This window comes from Stenotrophomonas sp. Steno-Z10-HUANG, from assembly GCF_056393075.1.
In genome coordinates, this window is sequence record NZ_JBWJPA010000004.1 from 289,946 (window position 1) to 310,490 (window position 20,545).

Genomic DNA, 20,545 nt, shown 5'->3' on the forward strand with positions numbered 1-20,545 from the left:
GCACCCCTTGAGAAGCAGTCCAATGGATAATCGGAAATGGAACGCCTTTCAACTGATGGACTCGGAGCGCGAGCTCCGTATTTCCGAACATCGGTTCTACGTTGAGCAGGCCAAAGTCAGGCTCCTGTCCCAGTTTGCCAACATCGAGGCAGAGGCCGAGCAAGCGGAAACCGAGCACTGGGAGCGCAGTGGCCAGTCCTTTGATCCGGAGTGGGACGATCCAGGGGACCTTGCAGATGCCGCTCGCGACCACGGCGTGGAGCTCTACCAGTTGCTGAGCGACATGCATGACCGGACGCGCCTGAGCGTCGTGGCCGGCATGTATCACCACTGGGACAAGACTTTTCGGCGTTTCCTAGTCCGGGAATTCAGGTGGCCGCGGTTAGTGATCGGCGACCACACTCGGCGTGCGCTCTGGAAGCTGGATAGCGCCAAACTGGAGCGACTGCTTGCCGCAATCGGATTGGACCTATCCGGTTTGGCCTGTTACCCACGCATCGAAGCCATGAGGCTGGTCGTCAACGTGTTCAAGCACGGAGAGGGGAGGTCGTTGGATGAACTCCGCCAGCGCTACCCTGAATTCCTGCGAGCAAGTGCTCACGGTTGGAGTTTCATCGACGACACCGACCTGGAAGTGACCGATGACCAGGTCGAACAGTTCGCTGCGGCCATTGAGTTGTTCTGGCGTGAGTTGCCATCGACCGTGACTTTTGACGAGGATGCGGCGTTGGATGTGCCGGACGAGTTCGAGAAAGCTTGGAACAAGGACCTCGCTTGCCATCAGACATCCCCTGCGACGAAAGGGCTCGCTTCGAGGCCCGAACAATGACGTCAGGGGTTGTGCATAGGCAGGCACCCTCCAGAAACGCGGTGAAGAAAGGGCCGAAACCCAAGCCTGCGAAGAAGCGTGCCAAGAAGAAGGCTGCTCCTGCTGGCCCCATCGTCCTGACCGCTGCTCAGGACGCCTTCCTGGAGCAGATAACGCAGGAGGGCATGGCCCGAATGCGGTGGTCCCGGGCGTATGCGGAACGCAAGGCGCGCCAGTTCCTCAGCAAGGCCAACACTCCCGCGAAGTTGAAGTTGGTCGCGGCAAGGATCGGCAGATTGGATGACCCGCCTGCCACTCCGGTTCCGCGGTCGTCGCCTAAGAAGGCACCCGAGAAGGTCAATCCGTCCAAACCCAAGCCCGCGGCGAAGATGACACGTGCGGCAATCGCAAAGCTGCCGCCCGTTGACCCGCCCAGGCCTACGCCCAGGACCGCGCTTCAGCGGTTGGAGCGGGCGTTGGGCCCCGACGACGGAACGCGGCGGCGGGGAGGCAGTCCAGTGGTGCAGGGCGGGAGCCCTGGGCTGGGGAGGCATCGATGACAGCCATTTTCAACCAGATCCTCATCGTGGATTCGCTCCCGGATGGTCAGCTCAACACCGCTGCTCGCCTTTTCGCTGATGCTCGTGACTGGGCGCAAGCGATAGGCGGCGTTCCGCACATTGCCAGCGTTCGCATCCCTTCCAGTGGAGCGTTCCTGGATCTGTTGGCCCAGCTGGCTCATCAAGCGGCCAGGGATGCCTACGTTCCTTTGCTGCACATCGAGTGCCACGGCCGGGAAGAAGGGCTGGAGTTCGCAGACGGATCCGGGTTGACGTGGGACGAGGTGAAGCCTGCTTTCGTCGCCCTCAATGTGGCCACTCGCTTGAACCTCATTGTGGTGGTCGCCGCATGCCATGGCGGCGCGATTGCTGGTTTTGTTCGCGCCGAGCACCGCGCGCCCTTCTGGGCATTCCTGGCTCCGAAGCGACAGATATCTGCAGGTGATCTGGAGGCGGCTCTGTCTGCGTTCTATCAAGCACTGCTCATCACACGCTCGTCAGAGCGTGCGATGGACGCCCTCCGCGCAACCCCTGCTGGGCAGGAATTCTGGCAGCTGAGCGCGCAAACCATTTATCGATTGATAGTGGAGGGTTACGCAGAACGCCACCTCACGCAAGAGGCGGTTCAGCAGCAGGCGGAACGTCTGCGAGCCCGCGCTGCCGCGCATGGCGCGGTTTGGTCACAAGCTCAGATTGAGGCCATGATCCGCGACCCGGGAATCTTTGAAGGATTTCGCCGAGAGTTCTTCATGGTAGATCTGTATCCCGACCACGCGGAGCGCTTCCCCGCCGTGGCGGCTTAGCTCCGAGTCCGCGCGCCGACAGGTCATCTGACCCGCACCAACTGATCCCACCGGGTCGTGTAAGCCGGCGACAAGTTTTTCTGGTTCATGGCCCACACGGGCTTGGCCAGCGCCGGCCCCTTCGGCTGCCATGCAGACGACGCCAGCCGCATCGTGCCCCGCCCGAACTTCGCATTGGCGCGGTCCATGACCTTCATGAGCGCTTGCGAGCGGGGGTCGATGCCCGCGAAGAGGTCGCCCTGGTGGACGTCGCCGTGCGTAAGGTCGAGCAACCCCACGCCGGCTTTCTTGTAGCGGTAGCCGGCCTTCCAAATGGCCTTGGCCAACCCTTGGGCGACCAGCAGCACTTCGCGCGTATCGCTGGTGGGTGCGATGAAGTTGAACGCCTTGCTGGGGTGATACTGCGCCGCGCCAGGCTTGAAGGGGTTGGTGTTGAGCCACACCCACACCCCACTGGCCTGCAGCGAGCGCGACCGCAGCTTTTCGCACGCCCGCTGGGCGAACGTGGACACGGCTTGCTGAAGGTGTTCCAGCGAAGTGACCTCTTGGCCGAACGAGCGGCTCACGACGATCTGCTGGCGCTCCGGCTCCACTTCCTCCAGGTCGCTGCACACCACCCCCTGGAGTTCCCGTTGGGTGCGCGCCAGCGTGACTCCGTAGCGGGCACGCAGGGTGTCGGGATCGGCGCGGGCCAGGTCGGCTGCGGTGAGGATGCCTTCGGCGCCCAGCTTGGCCGTGAGCTTGCGCCCCACGCCCCACACATCTTCGACCGGATAGGTTTCCAGCTCGGGCGAACCGGGCAGGGCGGTGACCACCCCGTGCGGAGTCTTCTTCGCCAGCTTGTTCGCGAGCTTGGCCAAGGTCTTCGTCGGGCCGATGCCCACGCAACACGGAATGCCCACCCACTGGAGGATTTGGGCACGGGCCTGGCGGGCCATCGCCTCGCGTTGCTCCGCCGGCACGCCGTCGAACGTCACGAACGATTCGTCAATGGAGTAGACCTCCACGCGCGGAAACCATTCCCGCAGCACGGACACGACGCGGCCTGATAGGTCCCCGTAGAGACCGAAGTTTGCCGAGAAGATTCGCAGCTGCCGCCGGATGTGGGGCGGCACCTCGTGGATGGGCTGCCCCATCTTCACGCCCAGCCGTTTGCACTCGTCGGACCTCGCGATCGCGCACCCGTCGTTGGAAGACAATATGCACACCGGCTGGCCGCGCAGGGAGGGATTGAAAACCCGCTCGCAACTGGCGTAGAAATTGTTTCCGTCAACGAGGCCGAACATGGAGGGTGCCGTGGGAGATAAGAAAGAATCTTGGGCGGGACTGGAAATCGGGACGTGTGCGTGGGCGGCGGCGAAGATGAAAGATCCAACCATGTCTCCGGAGGAGCGCGCCTATGTGGAGCGGATTCACCTGCGTTGCCTCACTCCCGAGGGTCAAGGCGGCGAAGCGCCACCCCGGCGCATGTGAGAGCCGGGCGTTGGCACACCAAACAATCGGTCGACTTCAGCGCGCTCTTCGATTGAGTAGGGCTTTCCCAGATGTTTTCCGGAATAGTCCATTGCTCCGGTCATGAAGTATTGGGCCGTCTGGCGACATGTGTCGAGGGACGTGTCCAAGTAGATGCAGAACGCAAACCCGGCTTGTGGGGCGAGCATGCCCATCTCTTCAACGACGGCGCGCAGCGCCGTGAGGTCCGAGAATGGGCCAATGTGGGCTTCCATGCCTTTGGGGCGCAGCATGGCGAAGCCATCGAGCGTGGGGTGTCCGGCGAGGGTGGAGAATTTGATGTAGATCTCTTCCCGCCGACTCTTCCCGAGCCCCGCCGCTTCGTCCAATATCTTCCGCACGGCAGCGGGAGCAAAGTCACGCTTCAGGATCTTTCGATCGGCCTTCCGCCACTTCTCCACAAGGGCTCGGTCCACGTGGAAGGCATTGACCAGATTGGTCGTCTCGATGATGTCGCGCAGGATCAGGGTCGCTGCCTGGTAGTAGCCGGAAGCCATAAGCTTCCAAGCGGTTGCGAAACCGTTGAACACCCGGATCCCAAGATGGCTGATGGCGCGTTCGTCATCATTCCCTTGGTAGTGCTGGCGCAGCATGTCCAATACATCCATGGCCCGCTCGGTGATTGCCAAGTGATCGGCCAGGTCCGGATAGGCCTCCACCATGCGGAGGGTGCGGTCGAAGAGCGTTTCTTCTCCCTGGCGGAGCAGCAATAGGTTGGCGGGCACCGAAGTCACCTCAGCCTCCCACAAGCGCAATACCAGCCAGTGCGTCACCGTCGTTCTCGCGGCGCCGCACCTGGGACAGCACGCCCTCGAACCGTTCCAGCTCGCCTTCGTCGGTGGCGGCCCGCCGGTAGGTGTCCCCGTCGTCGAGCACGTCCACGACAACCGCCACCCCCGTGCCGTCCTCGGCCAGGGCCACCTGGCTTTCGTAGATGCACGTGCCGGTCCATGAGCGCCAGCAGCGCAGCGTGTTCCCGTCCAGATGCACTGCCCACCGGTCGTCCATATCTCGCGGCCAAAGGCCCTCGCGAAGGCGTGCCAGCTCATCGGCGGTGAAGGCATGGCCACACCGGATCGGCCAGCGCGGGCCTTCCATCGGTTTGAGCTGGCTCCAGCGGCTTGCATCGTCCATGTCAGCGCCCCCATTGCTTGCGGAAAGACCAGGTCACCACGCCCCACACGTCCAGCTCCACGTCCTCCGGGACGACGATGGGGGCGTTGGCAGGGTTGCCCGCATGGAGCTCAAAGCGGCCCGCGCGCAGGCGCAGCTGCTTCACCGTGAAGCCGCCCTCCCAGTTGACCATGACGATGTCGCCCGGGCGGGCCGTGAGGGAACGATCGACCACCAGGGTGTCGCCCGGGAAGATCCCGAACTCGACCATGGAGGTGCCCGTGTCGGCTTCGACGTAGAAGGTGGCCACCGGGTTTCGGACCACGCGCTGGTTGAGGTCCAGCACGTCCTGCGAGCCGTAGAAGTCTTCAGCAGGCGAGGGAAAGCCGCACGTGACCCGCACCGGCAACAACGGCAGATGCAAGGGCAGGGCGTGGAGGTGGGCGGCGCCCAGGTAACCGGGCGGAAGCGTGGTGTCGAGCATGGCGGTAGTCTCTACAAGTCAGAATCACCCGGTGAGACGCACCGGGGGGACAGGCTAGCTCCGCCTCCAGACGCTCGTCATTTAGTATTTCGCTGAACGGGCCCAACCCCTTGTCACTGCGAGGGTGGGCGGGCCGTGAAACCGATGGGGCACTGCGTGGCGTCTGTTCCACGCGCAGGACTGGACCGCCTCGGATATGCTCCTTCGAGGGGTAAATCGGGGGATCTATGGCAAGGCGTAAGGGCCGCGGAAGGCGGCGCTACAGCAGCTACGGCGACTATGTCGTCTCCCAGCGCAGGGAGCTGACCACGGCGTTCGGTGGCATCGACCGGGATGTAGAGCGCCTGTTCCTGGCGCTGGATCCCTATTCGCTCGAAGTGTTGTTTCAGGCATACACCAGCCACTACGGCGGGTCGGCCGGTGCTTACGCCCGAAAGACCTACCCAAACTGGCAATCGGGTGCGGTCCGGATGAGCGGAGAGGTGGCTGAGCGATTGCTCAACCTGCTTCCACCGCGGCTGCCGTATTCGGTGCGCTACGATCTGGTCAAGAAGCTTCGGAATGCGAACTTCCGGCCCATGACCCGTCATGTTCGCACTACCCCGGAGCGGTGGAGGGAGGATTTGCGACCCGCGATCGAAGAGGTGGTCGCGCACGGGGAAACCGCCAACCTGTCCGATCGCTTGAAAGGCCGGGTTTCATGGTTGGCCAACGGGGACGTTGCCGCAGCCGAGGCGTTGATGTCCGAGGCCATTCGCGAAGAATCGTTGAGCCGGCTGGCCTACCTGAAAGTGGAGTTTCAGCGGCTGGATGCGATCATCGCCCAGCTCGGTGAATACCAAACGGCGGTGACCCACGCCATCGAATTGCCCCAGGGAAGCATCCAGGTGCACATCGCCATTCCGAAAGTGTCGATGTGGAAGAAGTTCACGAATTGGTTGGGATGACAATGAGCAACGATTTGACGAAAAAGCAGACCGGCACCGGATTGAGCACCGAGAGTGGGCGATTTCGCCAGGACTTGATCAATCAGCTGACACCCGAGCAGCGCAAGGAGCTGGCCTTGAAGGCGGGCCAGGAGCAGTTGGACCTGGACAAGTCTGACGCCGATGCGGTGCGCCGATTCAATGCGTCATCCGTGGAAATGCAACGGGACATCCAGACTGCCAAGGATTTGAATGCCATCGGCTCGGATTTCACGATGGAAAACTCTTACAAGACCGCCAGTGGCGAAACGCGGATCAAGGTGACGAAGAACAACAACACCGTCTGGATCGTGGGCTTGGTGGTCATTGCAGTCGTCTTTTTCGTGCTCTTCTCGCGCTGAACCATGGCTCGCAAGGTTGTTGTTCATTCCAACGCCAAGCGGTTCGTCCAGGTGGCTGCCGTGGCGATTCTGGCCGCAGCCACCCTCACCGGCCTGAAAAAGGCGTCTCAGTGGTGGCGTGCGCCTCGCGAAGTGCCGGAAACCATGGCAGTGGCGACGGCCCCTGCAGCAAGGCCGGCAGCCACCAATGTCTTGGCGGGGCGTAGCTCGGTCATCGATGCCGACACGCTAGAAGTCCATGGCACGCGGATCCGCCTGGAAGGAGTCGATGCTCCTGAGTCCAGCCAGCGATGCGGAACCGCGGGCAAGGAATGGGCTTGTGGCCAGCAAGCAGCCTTGGCGCTGAGCAACTGGATTGCAGAGCGCCCAGTCACCTGTCACCCCAAGGGCAAGGACCGCTACCAGCGTGTCCTGGCCCGTTGTTTCGTCGGCAACGACGACTTACAGGCTTGGTTGGTGAGCAACGGGTGGGCGCTGGCCTACCGGCAGTATTCCACGGACTATGTGGCTGCTGAGCAACATGCCCAAGCTGCGCGAGTAGGAATGTGGCGGAGCGAGTTTGTGCCGCCGTGGGAATGGCGGAAGCGGTAATCACCTCTGCTGGCTTGTATCAGCGGGACAGTTCAACCTGCCGCCTTCCACGGCCGCCCCTGCCGGGCAGCAATATCCGCCGCATCCTCGACCCCTTTCATCCACCAATGGGTGTCGTCCAGCGTGGCCGGTGCGCCGCACTCATCCAGCAGGCGGTCCAGCGCCTCGCACACGGCGAACTCTGCATCTCGCTCCCGGCTGCCCGGTGGGTGCGCGTGCGCCCGGCCGTGGCGATATGCGACCAGGGTCTTGGCGCCCATGTTCCGGCCTTGGGCCAGGTTCGTGCGCACCAACGGATCAGCCCCTTTGTCCAGCAACGCCCGAACAGTCGGTGCGTCAGCGGTGAGCAGGGCGACGTGGAACGGCGAGTAGCCCCGGGCGTCGTGCGCGTTGGGTTGGGCCCCGCGCCCGATCGCCGCAGCCACCTGAGCGGGGTTGCGTTGCTGGATTGCAGCGAGCAAGTCGGCGTTGGCCATGCGTCCTCCTTTCCCACTGGTTTACCGCGGCAGCGGAAACGCGCAAGGGGGCAGGAGTTTGAAAAACTGTCGGGCAACCCCAGCAGTTTTTCGCTTTAGTCGGGAATGCCCACTGGACAGATGGATCTTATCTGCTTGCATGGGGTTGAAGGGATACAAATGTATTCCATGGGGGAGACGGGGATGGGGATCACGAAAACCATTGATGGGGCGGGAGGAAAAACGCTGAAGCGGTCGAAACGTCCACCCACCCGAAACGCCGAGCTCTACACCGTGACCGTCTACCCCGAGCGAAAGAACGCCGCGATTGCCGTGACTTGGCGCACCCCCACGGGGCATGCGAGAAGCCTTAACCTGGGTTGCCACGCCTTGCGGGTGATCGAAACCCAATCGGGGCTTCCCGACACCAGCAACGGGCAGATCGCCTTTGAGCTTCGCATTCCGTTGCCGATGCTCGTGGCCATCCAGGCAGAAATGGGAATCGATAGCCGGCGGCGGAGGCGGGCCTATGTGCAAGCCATCGAGCGCGCTATCGCCATGACGCGGGAGCTGGGATTCCCAATTGGTGGGGCAAACCCCATCGGGGTTCCCCTCGACTTCAACGGCATGCTGCTCCCCGAAAAGCCGACCCTTGTCACGGACAAGCGGCGAGCCGGGGGCCCAGGGAGGCCGTTGTGAAACCAATCAATGGAATCAGGAAACGGGTGAAATGGTGGATCGAAGAGCTTCGTGATCTCAATCCTTGGGGGCGAGTGAAATGGTGGATCGAAGAGTTTCGTGATCCCAGAAAGGGCTTGGATGACGACCCCTGTAAGGCGCGAGTGGACTTCTTCCTCTTTACGACGTTTTCCCCCCTCTTGATCCCCTACCTAAGGGTATTGGAGCGCCTCGGAATTCGCGTGGGTGTCAGGACTAAGCGGTGGCAGCGGTTGTGGAAGGAGCCGCCTATCTTTCGGTTGTTGCGGTTTCGCCACAAGGAACGGGAACGATTCTATCTGGATGAACTTCAGCAACTGATTGCTGAAGGCGCCGATGTGAATGCTCGGGAGAAGGAAGGCGGAGAGACCGCGCTTCACCTGGCTGCACGATGTGGGCGGGTGGCCGTCTGTCGCGTGCTGTTGGCGGCTGGGGCAGATCCGAATGCCGAGCGTTCCGCGCAAGATTTCTCCGAGGAGGAGGGTATCTGGGTGCCCATCTTTTCGGCTTACCTTAAGGGCAATGTTGAGTTGCTCGATGTGTTGCTGGAGGCGGGGGCAGACCCCCATGTTGAGGCATGGGTGCGAAAGTTTGCTCCAGAGGAGAAGACGCACCCTGATGCGTGGCTTGAACGGCAACGCCCAGAAATGCGGGATCGCTTGCGCCAATGGAAGGCGGAACAAGAGGAAAAGCGCTTGGAGGAGACGCTACCAGATGCCACGAAAACTGCGCCGAAGGTCAGGGCAAGGCTGTGAACCTGGTGCCGAAACCCCCTCTGTCGGCCGTCCTTCCGAAGGTGCCACTCCCAGCAACCCTGCGTGCCTCGCTGCTCGCACATGCCAAGGCCGCTGGGGTGGGTGAGAGCGACGCCGTGCGCCAATGGCTCACCGCCCACCTGGCGCGACCCCAGCTGCTGCGCTCTCCCGTCGCCGGCCCCAGAGAGGACCGCTTGCCGCCCATCCGGGCGTCCCGAGACCTGGTCGACCGCGTCCGCCGCGAGGCGCAGCGCCGAAACCTGAGCGTGGCGGAGCTCATCCGGCGGGTCGTGGCGACGCACGCGGTTTGACCCGCAACTTGGCCACCCCCGGCGGGTGCCATTTCCCCTTGGCCAGGCGCTTCTGCACGAAGGCGCGGTAGGCCTCGGGTGAGGGTGGGGACTTCCGTTTGTGGCGGCGTTGGTTGCACAACCAGCAAGCCGCGGCGATGTTGCCGGCCACGTCCTTGCCGCCGTCCTGTTGGGCCACCAGGTGTTCGGCGGTGCATCGCAATGGATTGGCCGTGCGCGCGGGCAGGCCAAAGGGTTTCAGTTCATCGGGTGAGGCGTTCCACATGGGCAGGCTGCAGTAGCAGCAACGGCCCTTCTGGGCGTGGAAAGCGTCGGTTCTTAGGCGTTGGAGTCTGGGCATGCTTAGTCTCGGGAAAAACAGGAAATAGCTTCCCGACGTCTCTGGGCGAGAACGCTTCGGGCACCTGTTGCCTTGAGCTAAGCAGGCAATACACCGGGGGTAAGTTCCCACGCGGCAGGGGAGTTATCGCGCCGTAGGGTGGCCGGTGTCAAGATAGGGACATGAGCGGCGACGAGTTGTGGAAACGCGAACAAGAAGAAGCCCAGCAGCTGGCGCGGCTGGCCGATCCTTTGCGCAAGACAAGAGAACGGATAGATCCAATGCGGCACGCCATGGGGGAATCCAGGCACAAGGCCGAGGAAATGGCTGATCCCATGAAACTTGCGCGCGAGCAGCTAGGGGCCACTCACCTTGAGTCGATGGTGAGGGCGAGCGCCGGGGATTACTCTAGATTTTGGCCACTATGTGGCCGCAATCTAGACTTATGGGCTATAACCCCTGGTTCCTCGTAACGGAGATGCCCCTTGGCCCTCACCACCTTGCAGTCGATCAACGCGGAAATCAAACAGCTGGAAGCGCAGCGCAAGCTGATTGAGAAGCGCGACGGCGAAGTGCCCAAGGCGCTGGCCGTGCTCCAGAAGTATGCGAAGGTCCTCAGCCCCGCCCAGCGTCGCCAGGTGGCCAAGCTCATCGGGGAAACGCTCGACGACAAGCCGGCACGTGCGCCCAAGGCCGCTCTTGTGTCACGCAAGGGCCGCAAGCTCGGCAAGGTGGCCCCGAAGTATCGACTGCCGACCGGGGAAACCTGGGCGGGCCGTGGGCTGACCCCCAAGGCGTTTGCCGCGTGGGCGAAGTCCGCCGAGGGCAAGGCCTGGGCCCAGGCTAACCCTGGCGCGAAGTTCCCGCCAGCCAGCGGGGCGACGAAGGCCCCTGCGAGGGCAATCAAGAAGGTGGCCAAGGGGGCGAAGAAGGCGGCTCGAAAGGTCGTGAAGAAGCCCGTGAAGAGTGTAGCGAAGAAAGCGGCGAAGAAAGCCTGACCGTGCGAGGACTGTTCCCCAAGCGGAAGAGCAGGCTGACGGCGCAGGGCAAGGCGGTGGCCGCCATGCATGCCCTGCTCGACACCGTCGAGGGAAAAATGGACGAGAAGGCCGCCGCGGCCAGGCTCCGTGAGCAGGTGGGACTCAACTGGTCGTTTCTAACGAGCATGCAATACCTCTCGGGCAAAGAAGCATTGGCTGCCATTGAGTCGCTGCCCGTTGGATGGGAAGAGCAAGGGCGGACCAAGCGCCATGCCTTTGCTGCATCGGTGCTGGCGGCCCACACGGTGGCCAACCTAAAGTCCGACGGCACGATGCTGTGCGCCAGCCACCTGGCCCAGGAATTGAAGGGCAAGACCGTGGAGCAATGGCTGGCAGAAAAATCCGACGCTGGGCGGGAAGAAGTCTGACCTACTGCCGCTCCGCCGTCTGATGGCGAAGAGTGGGGCGTTCACGGACCATGGCCTTGTCGTCCTGGCCACTTCACCCGGCATCGGGGGACGGGGGCGAGAATCCCCACTCAAGCGCCGACGACCGAAGCCCCCGCAAGGGGGCTTTGTTTCATCCGCCCTGCTGTTGAACGCGCTCGCGCATGCGATCAATGGCGTCCTTGTAGTTGCTCGCCTTGCCGCTGAGCAGCAGGTCCAACGCTACCCAATTGCGCATGCTCGGGTGGATGGCTCCCAGGGGCATGGGCCTGGCCGGTTTCATCGGCGGCCCCAAGGTGTAGACGAAATTCGGTGCGTTGGTTTCGGGCCAACGCGGGTCCACGTCCTGCAGATGGTCGGTCACGTCCACCCGCTCGATGAAATGGACGCTGCGTAATTCAGCCAGGTAGCGGAACCCGATGTAGGACGGCGGGATAACCGGCCACCCGCTGCGATCGCTGCCGCCCACGGGGTGGAAATACTTCCCTTGTTCCACGACCACATCGATCCAGGTCAGCGGGTCCGACGGCTGGATACGCGATCGGTTGAGCGAGACCACGTAGGCCCGCGAATCGAAGACGTTGGAGGTCATGCCGTATTCCTGAAGATGGTGGATCAGCTGGGTGAGCCAGACCCGGTCTACCGGGCTGCGGGTGGCGTCGTGGGCGCGCCGTGCCATGGCCTGGAGGTCTGACCAGGACCAGTGGACCACCGGCACGCCGGACAACGCCGGGGGCAGGTGCCGCATGGCCCAGACCGAATCGGCCGCACTGACCGACACAAGGACCTTCATCTGAGCTGGCGAGGCCAACAAGCGAGGCAGGTAGCGTTCCAGTTGCTCCACCGTCGGCACGCGCCACCCCAACTTGGCCTCGAAGATGGCGTGAAGCGCGGTGCCCGAGGTCAGTTCCAGGTCAGTGAATCCACGATCCTCCGCGAACACCTGGCTTGCCACCACGAGCTCCGCCTCGGGATCACACGTCAGTGCCTTCAGCACCTCTCGGCGCAGCGCGGGCACCTGGTCCAGGCACCACCCGAAGGCGGCCGTGCCGGCGTTCTCATCGCAGCCGGTCAGTCCAAAGCAGCTGGCGGGCGTGGTGTTTCGGATCAGCATGCGTCCCAACCCTAATCCGATTGAAGCAAGTGGCGTGCATGACACGCTCTTGCATGTTCGGCCAGGTGAGCCGGGTTGGGGTGGTTCGCTCGAGATGCCGGCAGACGAAGCGCTTGGCCTTGGAGGGAAACGTAGTCGGTGGCCAGGAGAGCAGGGGCGAGAGCCACCGTGTTCTCCGCCGTGATCCAGAGCAACTGGCAATCAAACAGGGTGTGGAGATCGGCGCGAAGGAGCAGGCCGTTGTCCACACGGTTGGTGTGGTCCCCGCGGTAGGGAAGCACATGGGCCGCCTCCAACACTTCCAGGGCAGAACACTCGGTGATGGCGCACTTGCCCTCGTAAGCGTCGAGCAAGCGGGCACGAAACAGCGGCTGGCCGCGGCGTTGTGCAACCGCTCGCATCGCCCACACGCGGGCGTCATGCTCGTTGTCGAGCGGTGGCGCATGGTCGAACGCGTCGGCCTGGCCTTGCGCTTCCGCCCGCGTTAGGTCGTCCTGAGGCAACGGCACGACCATCCACTTTCCATCGTCACCTTTCTGCAGGTCCAGGTGACCGTGGACCGCTGGGTTGAACGGCACGTAGCGGGTGCTCCGGGGCGGACCTGCGTCCACGATTTTGAACAGCCGGTCGTGGGGGTGGCCGCGGTCGGTGTGCCAATCGGATCGGCTGTAGTTGTAGTGGGGCCGGCTGGGGGAGTTCACCGTCAGGTGCTCCAGGTTGGCGCGCAAGTCGGCGATGGGGTCCGAAGGAAAGTGGGTTTCCAGCCACTCGCCCACCTCGGCCAGCGTGCCGCCGCCCATTGCTTCCACCGCTTCGGCAACCCGCCAATACTTGGCACCGGTCGGGGCGGTGGCCAGCTCACCGACGTGCTCGAACACCAACACGAAGTGGTCGCCGTCCAGCAACTCCACACGGCCCACCCAGTCGGGGCGGGCCTTGAACGTGTTGCGCGGGGCCTTGTCCGGGTTTCGCTCGCGTTCGGCCCGGTTGTGTTGGGTGGCGACGACGGCCCGCAACCGCAGCCCTTCGCGGTAGGCGACACCGAGGTGTTCCTTGAGCAAGTTCTTGCCTGCGCCGTTCCACCGCGCGAGGGAGTCATCGTAGATCCACCGGCCGTCGCGCTCGGCGATGTTGTGCTGCCAGATGCTCACCACCACTTCGCGCGGATCGTCCGTGATCGCGGAAACCGCCCATGCGCGATTAACGAGCTGAGCGCCGTAGCTCTGAAACTCCCGTTCGATACCCATGTGTTCCCCCGTCCTGTGACTCAAGTATCGCAATGTCCCGGGGTGTCTTCCATCGGCAAGGCGCAGGCCAAACCGTGTGCGAACCACGAGGTCGGGGCAGCCTTTTCCGGTCTGGCATCCCGATTTCGAACGCTGATTTGCCTGGACCTTCCGCCGACTGCAGAGCGAGGCGAGGGCGGGTGGGATGGGCCATTGCATGGCTCCGTTGGGCGCGGTTGCTTCATCGCGACAGGATCGGTCGCCTCGTCCCTGCGCAAGTGCGTCGCACTCCTCCTCTGCGTTTCGGCCCCGCTGGGCTCCTGCGCTGCCGCTGCGTCGCTGCCGGGGTGCTGCAAGGCCTGGACGGCTTCCTTCACCGGTTCGCGAGCAATCCGCTCGAACCCAAACGGAGCAAGGCCATGGCCAAGAAGAACCAGCCCGCCAACGACCGCCTCGACGCCTTCCTGGTCGAGGAATACGAAGTCCAGGGCGAGAAGCGCAGCAACTGGTCGAAGATTGGCGCGGCCTGGCCGCACCAGGACGGCAAGGGCTACCGCCTCGTCCTCAACGCGGTGCCGGTGAGCGGCGTGGTGATCCTGCGCCTGCCCGAGCCGAAGGAAGACTGACCGCCACGGGGCCCTTCGGGGCCCCTTTCTTTTTCACTGGGAGAACATCCATGACGACCATCACCGCGACCTGGCGTAACGCCTTCAACGACGCTCTTCAAGCGCACTTCGCCATCACCATCGGCGACGCTGGCCTGACCGACACCGAGCTGTCCCGCTACGCGGATCTGGAACCGAAAGAAGCCGCCCTGCAGTTCGGCGAGGACTACGACCTCGACTGGGTCGACCAGGGTTGGCGCTGACACACGCAAGGGGCCTTCGGGCCCCTCTTCGTTTTCTTGCCTAACAAAGAAGCGAGCGGTGCTTCGCGATTTTCAACTTTAGTCTGCAACGCCCCTTGCGCGTTTGTCGTGCAGATGTATCCCAGAGGTATGACGAACGGGATACGAGCGTCATACACCGACAAACGAAACGGGTGGGGAGGAAAAGACATGTTCATCAGTTTTAGAGTGACGCGCAAAGGGGTCGTAAAAATTATCGTTGCAGCCATCTTGGCCCGTCTGCTTTTCATGGGCATGGATGGGGTCGATCGCTTCTCCAGAGATTGGAATCGCGTGACGGGAGCGAGCATGCCCGGTTCAAGTGGAGTGCGCGATGTCGTCACCGATGTGCGTTCCACTTCGCCCAGCGAACTGGACGAATTCCTGGCGCGAGCAGAGGCCGATGCGAATAGAAGCCGGTCGCTGTTGGACGTGCTCAAGAGCTTGCCCGGAGTGCCCGGCTTGCCCGGCTTCGGCATCGACGCTTCCACCACCCCTGATCAACCCTTGCCTTACGGCGCCGCCCAACAACTGGAGAGCCCTTATGACCGCTATGACGATTAAACCTTTGGCGCCCATCACTTTGCGCGATTGGCGCGACCTGGCCTTGTTCATGTGCGGATGGACCATGCTCAAGATTTGCGCGCATACGCTGGCCCATCCGAGCGCTAGGCTGCCCGACTTTGCAATCGGGGTGGGCGGATTGGTCACGACGTATGCAGTGATGAGCGCGTGGGTGATGGTGCCCACGGTGTTGCTGGCAGGTGCTGCATGATCACCCTGGGAGCCATCGTCACCACCGCCTGGGTGGTCCTGTTCCTCTTCATCGTCTTGTGCATCGCTGGCATGCATTGGAAGAGCGCGAAACGCCAGACGGGCGTTGCCCGCCGCCGTTCGCTCCTGAAAGCCGCGATCATTGCGGGCCTGGCCGTGGCGGTGGTGTTGACCTTGGCGTTGCCATGACCCGGCCGGCCTACGTTCAAATGGCCGTAAGGTTGCCCCCTGAGCTCAAGGAGCGACTGGAGCGGTTGGCCGCGCTCGAGCAGCGGCCCGTGTCCGACGTGGTTCGCGAATTGGTCAGAGAGGGCCTCGCCAAGCGCAACATCGGCCCGGATCAAGCGGGATCCTGAAATGACGAGCAGTGGACTCCGTCTCGCGTGGTGAGACGGCGTAGGACTACGCTGGTTGCATGGAAAATCCTGTCCGTTATGTGCCCGCCGCGAAACGGTCCCATGACCACGTCTGGGACAGGGTGAGCGGTGAAACCCTCACCCTCGAGGACTTCATGGAAGGCCGGGACTACGGGGAAGTGGTCCGAGATGGCCGTCTGGCTGCGGAGCTCGAACTGCTCGACGGAACCCCGCGTTACGTCTGTCCCCACTGCAACGACGCGATGGGCGTCAGGTCCAAGGCCATCCGTAAGCGCACCGAAATCCGTTTCTACTTCGACCACCTCACCGCGCGCTTGCGGGAGAGCTGCACCGGACGCAAGGGCCACTCTCCCGCGGCCATCCTGGCCCGCAAGTTCGGGCTGCACAAGGAAGGGGCGCTTCACAAAGCCTTCAAACAATGGGTGAGGGACAGCCTGGATGCCGATCCAACGTTCACCGGCACTAAAGATGAGGAGCGGTGGTGGGATATGGAGCACAACAAGTGGCGCCAGCCCGACATCCAGACCCAACGAGACGGTCAGCGGTGGGCCATCGAAATCCAGCTCTCCACCACCTTCGTGCACGTCATCGCCGAACGCATGAAGTTCTACCGCGAGAACACCGGGCACATGCTCTGGCTGTTCAAGGATCTGGACCTGTCGAAGTTCCGGTTGGCCGAAGACGATCTGTTCTTCTCCAACAACCGCAATGCTTTTCGCGTCACCCCGCAAACGGTGGCACGGTCCCAGCGGGAAGGGCGCTTCTACTTGGAGGGGGCCTGGCTGGAGCCCCGCCTTGCAAACGGGGTGGTGGAGGATGTGGAGGTGCGCCGGGAGGTTGCCTTCGACGAGCTGACATTCGACACCTGCAGCCGCGGCGTTCCCAGGGCCTACGCCTTCGACTACGAAACGCAGAAAGCGCTGGCCGAGCAAGCCCTTGAGGCCTGGCGGGAGGAGCAGGTGTGGGCCAAGCGACGGCAGGCCTTCGAGACGTTCTACGTGGCACTGCTCCGGGGCGAGATCGACGACTACAAGGAGCGGTATCGGCGGTGGGAAGAACTGCGCCGCTCCTTCGCGCAGGTGGGAATCACCCTGCCTCAATACGTCAAAGGGCAAGGAGAGCTGGACCGGCTGTTGGTGGCCGGCTATTCGGCCAAGCATGGCCTAGGGAAACCCATCGGGATCGGATTCGAGACCTTGGCCGAACTCGGTCATCACATCCACAAGGTGTGGCCCAAGACGCTCTGGTTCTACCGCTGCATGCTCCGCGCGCACGGTCAGTTGAAGATCGTGCTGGAGCAGGACCGAACCAAGAGGCTGCAAGGCAAGATGAAGGACGTGTTGTCCAGCCTGGCCAAGGGTGAGGTGAGCTTTCAACCCGATCGGACGTGGGACGCGTTGCTGATGCGTCTGTTCCCTGAGGTGGCGGACGTATGGCACGCCGATCCATCGCACGTCGCCAAGGCGGTGTTGCGCCTGCCGGCCTCGCGGTGACTCTAGGAAACGTATTCGCCGGGTGGCCTCCCATTCGAGGGCACACCGGTGGTCATGCGCCTTCCGGTTTGTTGCGGCTATTCGTCGGTGAGCTGGGACAACTGCTCCATGAGCAGGTTCCGCTTTTTCAGAGGCAACCCCGAAAGCTTCTCCAAGACCTCCGCCAACCGGACTTGCTGCGCCTCACTTTCACTGCCCAGGGCCAAGATGGCGTTGGCCATGGCGGGGGTCGTGGCCAACAGGTAAGCGGGCGGGACGTCCAAGGCCTGGGCCAGCTCGAACAGCGATTCCAGGCTGATGGCCATGCTCTCGCTTTCGTAGCGGCTGATCCGCGCGGACGCGGTGTCCTTGTCCAACCCCATGCGCACCCCAACCTCGCGTTGGCTCAGGCCTCGCAACTGGCGGGCTTGGCGCAGGCGCGCCGCCACGACAGCCCGAGGGACCGGCGGGGGAGTGCTCACGGGCTGAACGGATGCAATGCAGGCATGCCGACAGGATGACCCAGGCCCTACGCCCCGGGTAGACTCTACGCACCACGTAAGTGCGTGACAAGGACAGGGGGTTCTATGGCAAGCAAAGGGTGGGCCGGCGCGCTGACGCTGGCCTTGGCGTTCAACGTCCAAGCCCAGGCCGGGGACGTGAGGGGGTTGTTGAAGACCATCGGGCGTTCGCTGGGCAACACGCCCCGGGTGGCGGCGGAGAAGGTGCGCAGTCCCTACCTCGACCCGGCGGGAACCTACTGGGATCTGGACCAGGAAACGCTGGAGGGGGCGCAGCACTTGCGGGTGGGCCAGACAGCGACCGGTGGGGCGGGTTCGGACATGTGCGACATGGACCTGCTCGCGATGGCGCACTCGGACTACCGCCAGGACGACAAGCGGCGGCAATGGTGTCTGTATCAGTGGTGGGTGGCCGACACCAAGATCAACGGCCCCAACGGGATCGAGAAGACGCAGACGGACGCGATTGAACGCCGGTATGGGCCAGCGTTCGACGCGCGACGGGATAAATTCAAGGCCACACGCCGGTTCGCCGTCCGCCCGCAGTTCGTGTCGCTGGGAGGCATCGAATACAACGCTGTCCGGGGTGTCATGGAGGTCTACGTCCCCATGCCGCAGATTTCCGCCTCCGGGCTGTCGGTGACGGGCAAAGGCTTCGTGCCCTGGCATCGGGTCACCCCCACGGGTGTCTCCAGCCCACCCCACGCCGGGCGTTACGAGCTACTGATACGCATGGACGCAGCCGAGGCGGCCAACCTTGCGCGGCAAGGCCGCGACGCGCGCGGTGACCTGGTCGTTTTCACGGTCAACCGCGTCTGGGTCGAGAACACGGTGCCGAAAATGGATGTAACGGTCGAACGGGTCCGCATCGGCTACCGCAACGAGACGATCGAAGTGGACCTCACCAAGAAGCAAGGAGCAGGCGCATGAAGAACGCAGCAATCGCAGTGGCACTCCTGACGATGGCGCTGGCAGCGTGTGGAAACAAGAAGGACATGCCCACGGCAGAGCAGGTGGCCAAGGCCTACGAGATGCACATGAATGCCAACCTTGTTTCGGAGCTTGGGCAGCGGATTGAGATTCGCGGCTGGGACGACCTGGAGGTGGACTGCAGTGCCAGCGGCCCCGATCGGGTCACCTGCGTGACCGGTGGGACCGTGGACATGGTGGGTTTCCATGGTGGCAAGCAGTTGAAGCCGGAGCCGGTTCCGGTGCGGTCGGAATTCGACTTCACCTTTGCAAAGCAAGACAACGCTTGGGTGCCGATCAGCGCGAAAAGGAAAACGGCAGCGGCCAACGCCGAGCCAACAACCCCAACGACCAGTCCCCAAGCGCAAGAGCAGGTGGACTGGCCGGCCTCACCTGACGGCTACCGCGAGCTCCATCCGGACGACTTGGCCTGGGTGCTGGCCTCGCGTCTGGCTGGCCAGATCACGGACGAGAACCTGGCCCAGGTCTTCGTGGATGGCTATAGCCAGGCAAGGGACGCCTTCGCAAAGCAGGATCTCTTGAAAGCAAAGCTTCCCGCGGTCAAAGAGCGGTTGGCAAACCTCGCCAAGACGCGCTTTTTCCGAATGTCCTCCATTTCGACGGAGCGCATGGTGGGCAAGGCGGCTGGAGCAACAAAAGACGACTTCGTGGGGCGGGATGTCAGCGTTCAGGGCTACGACTTCCAAGCCAAAGCGTTCCCGTTCTTCAGCCAACAATGCTTGATGGGCGACAGCTACGGTTCCACGAAGTATGAGGAGCGCGGCATGCGCTACCACTTTTTGCCCTGGGGCCATATGCAGCAGCCGGCCTGCCAATTCAAGCTCGAGGACGAGGGTGTGGCCCGGCGCATCGAGCAAGCCCGCGCCAATTACAACCTCCAGACCCGAGAGACCCTCTACTTCCGATTGACCGACGAGCGGTCTCCCGGTGGCGAGATCCAAGCCGAGGCTCACCGCATGGACCTGGCGCTTTATGAGACCACGAACCCCTATTCCAGCAACGAGGGATACACACCGCTGGCCAACGTCACCCTGACGGCGCCGCAGGCCGAGCGCTGACCCCGTGGACGAAGAACACATTTCAACGTCTCTTGTCAGCTTTTCAGAACGCGGTATGAGTAGGGGAAACAATCCACCAAGGAGGTCCAGATGAACATGAAATCGCCGTCGCAGCACATGAATTGGGGTGCCTTGGCTCCCGCCTACGTCATCTTGGGCGGTGCTTCCTTGGTGATGCTGGCCGGGGCGCAGGAGATTTACCAGAACAATGGCCATCCCTTGATGGTGGCTCTGGCACTTCTGGCCTACGCTTCCTTGATCGGCTTGTTGTTATTGCTGACCTGGATGAACTGGCGGACCGCGTGTTTCGCGGCCTCGCGCTGGGGAATGTATAACCAGACCGGGCAGAAGGGTGGCTTTCTTAAGGGTTTCTTGCTCGGGCTGCTGGGTGTCTTCATTCTCCACGTGGTTCTGTTCTTCACTGCGTTCACACACGTGGCACCGGAAGGTGTAAGGATGATTGCGTCCATCGCGCTGCTTCCGTATGCCGTTCTCTACTCCGTCGTGCCCCTGGTGTCCGGCTTCATGACGCGCTTCGTGCGGGCCACGCGCATCTGAGAGATGAAGAGCCAGTGAGCAAGTTGAAGCCCCCGAAAGGGGGCTTTTTTGTGCCCAGCGAAAAGCATCTGAAAAGCACCACCTGGCGGTGGAAAGCACATCGCCTTCGGCGCGGGTTCGGTGTTAGGAATATTTGCTTCCTAAGGCCGCAGATTTGCACTTTAGTCAAGAAAAGATCCATGGATCGCATGGACAAAATGGAATGGCGATCTACCTTGAAATTGTGGAGAGGCAATCACGCCTTCCGAAACCATCAAGGAAATCGCCATGAAAATACACCACCTCGTCAGCGACGGAATCCAAGCGGTCGCCATCACCCAATCTGCATCGAGTGGCGGTGGTTACGCTCACCCGGTGAAGCTCTCCACCATTCGCTTCGATGTAAAAG

General features: G+C 62.7%; 28 protein-coding genes. 19 read left to right on the forward strand and 9 right to left on the reverse strand.

Features of this window, described 5'->3' with window-relative positions; all coding sequences use genetic code 11:
* The first annotated feature begins 22 nt into the window (after positions 1 to 22).
* The gene (locus tag AC06E6_RS08180) at positions 23 to 829 is read left to right on the forward strand and encodes a hypothetical protein (RefSeq protein ID WP_478060902.1); all 807 of its coding nucleotides are present in this window, start codon (positions 23 to 25) and stop codon (positions 827 to 829) included.
* A gap of 535 nt (positions 830 to 1,364) precedes the next feature.
* Positions 1,365 to 2,171 carry a hypothetical protein gene (locus tag AC06E6_RS08185; RefSeq protein ID WP_478060904.1) on the forward strand — a complete coding sequence of 269 codons (807 nt, stop codon included), beginning with the start codon at positions 1,365 to 1,367 and terminating at the stop codon, positions 2,169 to 2,171.
* 23 nt (positions 2,172 to 2,194) lie between these two features.
* Here the strand turns inward: AC06E6_RS08185 and AC06E6_RS08190 are convergent, their stop codons facing one another.
* The 4 genes from AC06E6_RS08190 to AC06E6_RS08205 all read right to left on the reverse strand — a co-directional run bounded on the left by AC06E6_RS08190 (position 2,195) and on the right by AC06E6_RS08205 (position 5,280).
* Entirely contained in the window at positions 2,195 to 3,457 is a 1,263-nt protein-coding gene (locus AC06E6_RS08190; protein WP_478060906.1) for a Y-family DNA polymerase, read from the reverse strand.
* Positions 3,458 to 3,610: 153 nt separating this feature from the next.
* Positions 3,611 to 4,456, reverse strand: a complete 846-nt coding sequence (locus AC06E6_RS08195; protein ID WP_478060907.1) for a hypothetical protein — start codon at positions 4,454 to 4,456, stop codon at positions 3,611 to 3,613.
* Positions 4,419 to 4,817 (reverse strand): hypothetical protein, encoded by a 399-nt coding sequence (locus tag AC06E6_RS08200; protein ID WP_478060908.1) that lies wholly within the window; start codon positions 4,815 to 4,817, stop codon positions 4,419 to 4,421. Before AC06E6_RS08200 ends, AC06E6_RS08195 begins: the two co-directional genes overlap by 38 nt.
* Before the next feature lies 1 nt (position 4,818).
* Positions 4,819 to 5,280: a LexA family protein gene (locus AC06E6_RS08205; RefSeq protein WP_478060910.1), complete on the reverse strand. Its 462-nt coding sequence runs from the start codon at positions 5,278 to 5,280 to the stop codon at positions 4,819 to 4,821.
* 227 nt (positions 5,281 to 5,507) lie between these two features.
* On the opposite strand from AC06E6_RS08205, the gene AC06E6_RS08210 reads away from it, so the two are divergent.
* Genes AC06E6_RS08210 through AC06E6_RS08220 form a run of 3 tightly spaced genes read left to right on the forward strand, consistent with a single transcriptional unit; the run spans position 5,508 to position 7,198 of the window.
* Positions 5,508 to 6,227 (forward strand): hypothetical protein, encoded by a 720-nt coding sequence (locus AC06E6_RS08210; RefSeq protein ID WP_478060912.1) that lies wholly within the window; start codon positions 5,508 to 5,510, stop codon positions 6,225 to 6,227.
* Positions 6,228 to 6,229: 2 nt separating this feature from the next.
* Complete coding sequence (locus AC06E6_RS08215; protein ID WP_478060914.1) at positions 6,230 to 6,607, forward strand: hypothetical protein; 378 nt, start codon at positions 6,230 to 6,232, stop codon at positions 6,605 to 6,607.
* Positions 6,608 to 6,610: 3 nt separating this feature from the next.
* On the forward strand, positions 6,611 to 7,198 hold the full coding sequence (locus AC06E6_RS08220; protein WP_478060916.1) for a thermonuclease family protein: 588 nt from the start codon (positions 6,611 to 6,613) through the stop codon (positions 7,196 to 7,198).
* A 32-nt stretch (positions 7,199 to 7,230) separates the two neighbouring features.
* Here AC06E6_RS08220 and AC06E6_RS08225 read toward each other — a convergent pair whose 3' ends face one another.
* Positions 7,231 to 7,674, reverse strand: a complete 444-nt coding sequence (locus tag AC06E6_RS08225) for a hypothetical protein (RefSeq protein WP_478060918.1) — start codon at positions 7,672 to 7,674, stop codon at positions 7,231 to 7,233.
* 183 nt (positions 7,675 to 7,857) lie between these two features.
* Here AC06E6_RS08225 and AC06E6_RS08230 point away from each other — a divergent pair, with 183 nt between their 5' ends.
* Positions 7,858 to 8,352 carry a hypothetical protein gene (locus AC06E6_RS08230; RefSeq protein WP_478060920.1) on the forward strand — a complete coding sequence of 165 codons (495 nt, stop codon included), beginning with the start codon at positions 7,858 to 7,860 and terminating at the stop codon, positions 8,350 to 8,352.
* A gap of 26 nt (positions 8,353 to 8,378) precedes the next feature.
* Positions 8,379 to 9,125 (forward strand): ankyrin repeat domain-containing protein, encoded by a 747-nt coding sequence (locus tag AC06E6_RS08235; protein ID WP_478060922.1) that lies wholly within the window; start codon positions 8,379 to 8,381, stop codon positions 9,123 to 9,125.
* A gap of 276 nt (positions 9,126 to 9,401) precedes the next feature.
* On the opposite strand, the gene AC06E6_RS08240 is transcribed toward AC06E6_RS08235, so the two are convergent.
* A complete protein-coding gene (locus tag AC06E6_RS08240) occupies positions 9,402 to 9,701 on the reverse strand; it encodes an HNH endonuclease (protein WP_478060924.1) in 300 nt (99 codons plus the stop codon).
* Positions 9,702 to 10,240: 539 nt separating this feature from the next.
* Here AC06E6_RS08240 and AC06E6_RS08245 point away from each other — a divergent pair.
* Both AC06E6_RS08245 and AC06E6_RS08250 read left to right on the forward strand, forming a co-directional pair.
* Complete coding sequence (locus tag AC06E6_RS08245; protein WP_478060926.1) at positions 10,241 to 10,753, forward strand: H-NS family nucleoid-associated regulatory protein; 513 nt, start codon at positions 10,241 to 10,243, stop codon at positions 10,751 to 10,753.
* A gap of 2 nt (positions 10,754 to 10,755) precedes the next feature.
* Entirely contained in the window at positions 10,756 to 11,163 is a 408-nt protein-coding gene (locus AC06E6_RS08250; RefSeq protein WP_478060928.1) for a hypothetical protein, read from the forward strand.
* Positions 11,164 to 11,314: 151 nt separating this feature from the next.
* Here AC06E6_RS08250 and AC06E6_RS08255 read toward each other — a convergent pair whose 3' ends face one another.
* Both AC06E6_RS08255 and AC06E6_RS08260 read right to left on the reverse strand, forming a co-directional pair.
* Positions 11,315 to 12,295, reverse strand: a complete 981-nt coding sequence (locus AC06E6_RS08255; protein ID WP_478060929.1) for a hypothetical protein — start codon at positions 12,293 to 12,295, stop codon at positions 11,315 to 11,317.
* An 11-nt stretch (positions 12,296 to 12,306) separates the two neighbouring features.
* On the reverse strand, positions 12,307 to 13,542 hold the full coding sequence (locus AC06E6_RS08260) for an HNH endonuclease (protein ID WP_478060931.1): 1,236 nt from the start codon (positions 13,540 to 13,542) through the stop codon (positions 12,307 to 12,309).
* Positions 13,543 to 13,940: 398 nt separating this feature from the next.
* Here AC06E6_RS08260 and AC06E6_RS08265 point away from each other — a divergent pair, with 398 nt between their 5' ends.
* The 7 genes from AC06E6_RS08265 (at position 13,941) to AC06E6_RS08295 (ending at position 17,051) form a co-directional block, all read left to right on the forward strand.
* A complete protein-coding gene (locus AC06E6_RS08265) occupies positions 13,941 to 14,147 on the forward strand; it encodes a hypothetical protein (RefSeq protein WP_478060932.1) in 207 nt (68 codons plus the stop codon).
* Positions 14,148 to 14,197: 50 nt separating this feature from the next.
* Positions 14,198 to 14,389 (forward strand): hypothetical protein, encoded by a 192-nt coding sequence (locus tag AC06E6_RS08270; RefSeq protein WP_478060933.1) that lies wholly within the window; start codon positions 14,198 to 14,200, stop codon positions 14,387 to 14,389.
* Between the two features lie 189 nt (positions 14,390 to 14,578).
* Positions 14,579 to 14,971, forward strand: a complete 393-nt coding sequence (locus AC06E6_RS08275; RefSeq protein WP_478060934.1) for a hypothetical protein — start codon at positions 14,579 to 14,581, stop codon at positions 14,969 to 14,971.
* Entirely contained in the window at positions 14,952 to 15,182 is a 231-nt protein-coding gene (locus AC06E6_RS08280) for a hypothetical protein (protein ID WP_478060935.1), read from the forward strand. Before AC06E6_RS08275 ends, AC06E6_RS08280 begins: the two co-directional genes overlap by 20 nt.
* Positions 15,179 to 15,370, forward strand: coding sequence for a hypothetical protein (locus AC06E6_RS08285; protein ID WP_478060937.1), 192 nt, complete (start codon positions 15,179 to 15,181; stop codon positions 15,368 to 15,370). Before AC06E6_RS08280 ends, AC06E6_RS08285 begins: the two co-directional genes overlap by 4 nt.
* Before the next feature lie 20 nt (positions 15,371 to 15,390).
* Positions 15,391 to 15,537 carry a ribbon-helix-helix protein, CopG family gene (locus tag AC06E6_RS08290; RefSeq protein ID WP_478060954.1) on the forward strand — a complete coding sequence of 49 codons (147 nt, stop codon included), beginning with the start codon at positions 15,391 to 15,393 and terminating at the stop codon, positions 15,535 to 15,537.
* A 59-nt stretch (positions 15,538 to 15,596) separates the two neighbouring features.
* On the forward strand, positions 15,597 to 17,051 hold the full coding sequence (locus tag AC06E6_RS08295; RefSeq protein WP_478060938.1) for a DUF6035 family protein: 1,455 nt from the start codon (positions 15,597 to 15,599) through the stop codon (positions 17,049 to 17,051).
* A gap of 77 nt (positions 17,052 to 17,128) precedes the next feature.
* Here AC06E6_RS08295 and AC06E6_RS08300 read toward each other — a convergent pair whose 3' ends face one another.
* A complete protein-coding gene (locus AC06E6_RS08300; RefSeq protein WP_478060940.1) occupies positions 17,129 to 17,512 on the reverse strand; it encodes a helix-turn-helix domain-containing protein in 384 nt (127 codons plus the stop codon).
* Positions 17,513 to 17,617: 105 nt separating this feature from the next.
* Between AC06E6_RS08300 and AC06E6_RS08305 the strand changes: the two genes are divergently transcribed.
* The 3 genes from AC06E6_RS08305 (at position 17,618) to AC06E6_RS08315 (ending at position 20,157) form a co-directional block, all read left to right on the forward strand.
* A complete protein-coding gene (locus AC06E6_RS08305; RefSeq protein ID WP_478060942.1) occupies positions 17,618 to 18,481 on the forward strand; it encodes a hypothetical protein in 864 nt (287 codons plus the stop codon).
* A complete protein-coding gene (locus AC06E6_RS08310; protein ID WP_478060944.1) occupies positions 18,478 to 19,599 on the forward strand; it encodes a hypothetical protein in 1,122 nt (373 codons plus the stop codon). Before AC06E6_RS08305 ends, AC06E6_RS08310 begins: the two co-directional genes overlap by 4 nt.
* A gap of 90 nt (positions 19,600 to 19,689) precedes the next feature.
* On the forward strand, positions 19,690 to 20,157 hold the full coding sequence (locus AC06E6_RS08315; protein WP_478060946.1) for a hypothetical protein: 468 nt from the start codon (positions 19,690 to 19,692) through the stop codon (positions 20,155 to 20,157).
* Positions 20,158 to 20,545: the final 388 nt, after the last annotated feature.

Coding starts and splice junctions, on each gene's coding strand:
- AC06E6_RS08180 (WP_478060902.1), top strand. CDS start 23: ATGGATAATCGGAAATGGAACGCCTTTCAACTGATGGACTCGGAGCGC.
- AC06E6_RS08185 (WP_478060904.1), top strand. CDS start 1,365: ATGACAGCCATTTTCAACCAGATCCTCATCGTGGATTCGCTCCCGGAT.
- AC06E6_RS08190 (WP_478060906.1), bottom strand. CDS start 3,457: ATGTTCGGCCTCGTTGACGGAAACAATTTCTACGCCAGTTGCGAGCGG.
- AC06E6_RS08200 (WP_478060908.1), bottom strand. CDS start 4,817: ATGGACGATGCAAGCCGCTGGAGCCAGCTCAAACCGATGGAAGGCCCG.
- AC06E6_RS08205 (WP_478060910.1), bottom strand. CDS start 5,280: ATGCTCGACACCACGCTTCCGCCCGGTTACCTGGGCGCCGCCCACCTC.
- AC06E6_RS08210 (WP_478060912.1), top strand. CDS start 5,508: ATGGCAAGGCGTAAGGGCCGCGGAAGGCGGCGCTACAGCAGCTACGGC.
- AC06E6_RS08215 (WP_478060914.1), top strand. CDS start 6,230: ATGAGCAACGATTTGACGAAAAAGCAGACCGGCACCGGATTGAGCACC.
- AC06E6_RS08220 (WP_478060916.1), top strand. CDS start 6,611: ATGGCTCGCAAGGTTGTTGTTCATTCCAACGCCAAGCGGTTCGTCCAG.
- AC06E6_RS08225 (WP_478060918.1), bottom strand. CDS start 7,674: ATGGCCAACGCCGACTTGCTCGCTGCAATCCAGCAACGCAACCCCGCT.
- AC06E6_RS08230 (WP_478060920.1), top strand. CDS start 7,858: ATGGGGATCACGAAAACCATTGATGGGGCGGGAGGAAAAACGCTGAAG.
- AC06E6_RS08240 (WP_478060924.1), bottom strand. CDS start 9,701: ATGTGGAACGCCTCACCCGATGAACTGAAACCCTTTGGCCTGCCCGCG.
- AC06E6_RS08255 (WP_478060929.1), bottom strand. CDS start 12,295: ATGCTGATCCGAAACACCACGCCCGCCAGCTGCTTTGGACTGACCGGC.
- AC06E6_RS08260 (WP_478060931.1), bottom strand. CDS start 13,542: ATGGGTATCGAACGGGAGTTTCAGAGCTACGGCGCTCAGCTCGTTAAT.
- AC06E6_RS08265 (WP_478060932.1), top strand. CDS start 13,941: ATGGCCAAGAAGAACCAGCCCGCCAACGACCGCCTCGACGCCTTCCTG.
- AC06E6_RS08270 (WP_478060933.1), top strand. CDS start 14,198: ATGACGACCATCACCGCGACCTGGCGTAACGCCTTCAACGACGCTCTT.
- AC06E6_RS08275 (WP_478060934.1), top strand. CDS start 14,579: ATGTTCATCAGTTTTAGAGTGACGCGCAAAGGGGTCGTAAAAATTATC.
- AC06E6_RS08280 (WP_478060935.1), top strand. CDS start 14,952: ATGACCGCTATGACGATTAAACCTTTGGCGCCCATCACTTTGCGCGAT.
- AC06E6_RS08285 (WP_478060937.1), top strand. CDS start 15,179: ATGATCACCCTGGGAGCCATCGTCACCACCGCCTGGGTGGTCCTGTTC.
- AC06E6_RS08290 (WP_478060954.1), top strand. CDS start 15,391: ATGGCCGTAAGGTTGCCCCCTGAGCTCAAGGAGCGACTGGAGCGGTTG.
- AC06E6_RS08295 (WP_478060938.1), top strand. CDS start 15,597: ATGGAAAATCCTGTCCGTTATGTGCCCGCCGCGAAACGGTCCCATGAC.
- AC06E6_RS08305 (WP_478060942.1), top strand. CDS start 17,618: ATGGCAAGCAAAGGGTGGGCCGGCGCGCTGACGCTGGCCTTGGCGTTC.
- AC06E6_RS08310 (WP_478060944.1), top strand. CDS start 18,478: ATGAAGAACGCAGCAATCGCAGTGGCACTCCTGACGATGGCGCTGGCA.
- AC06E6_RS08315 (WP_478060946.1), top strand. CDS start 19,690: ATGAACATGAAATCGCCGTCGCAGCACATGAATTGGGGTGCCTTGGCT.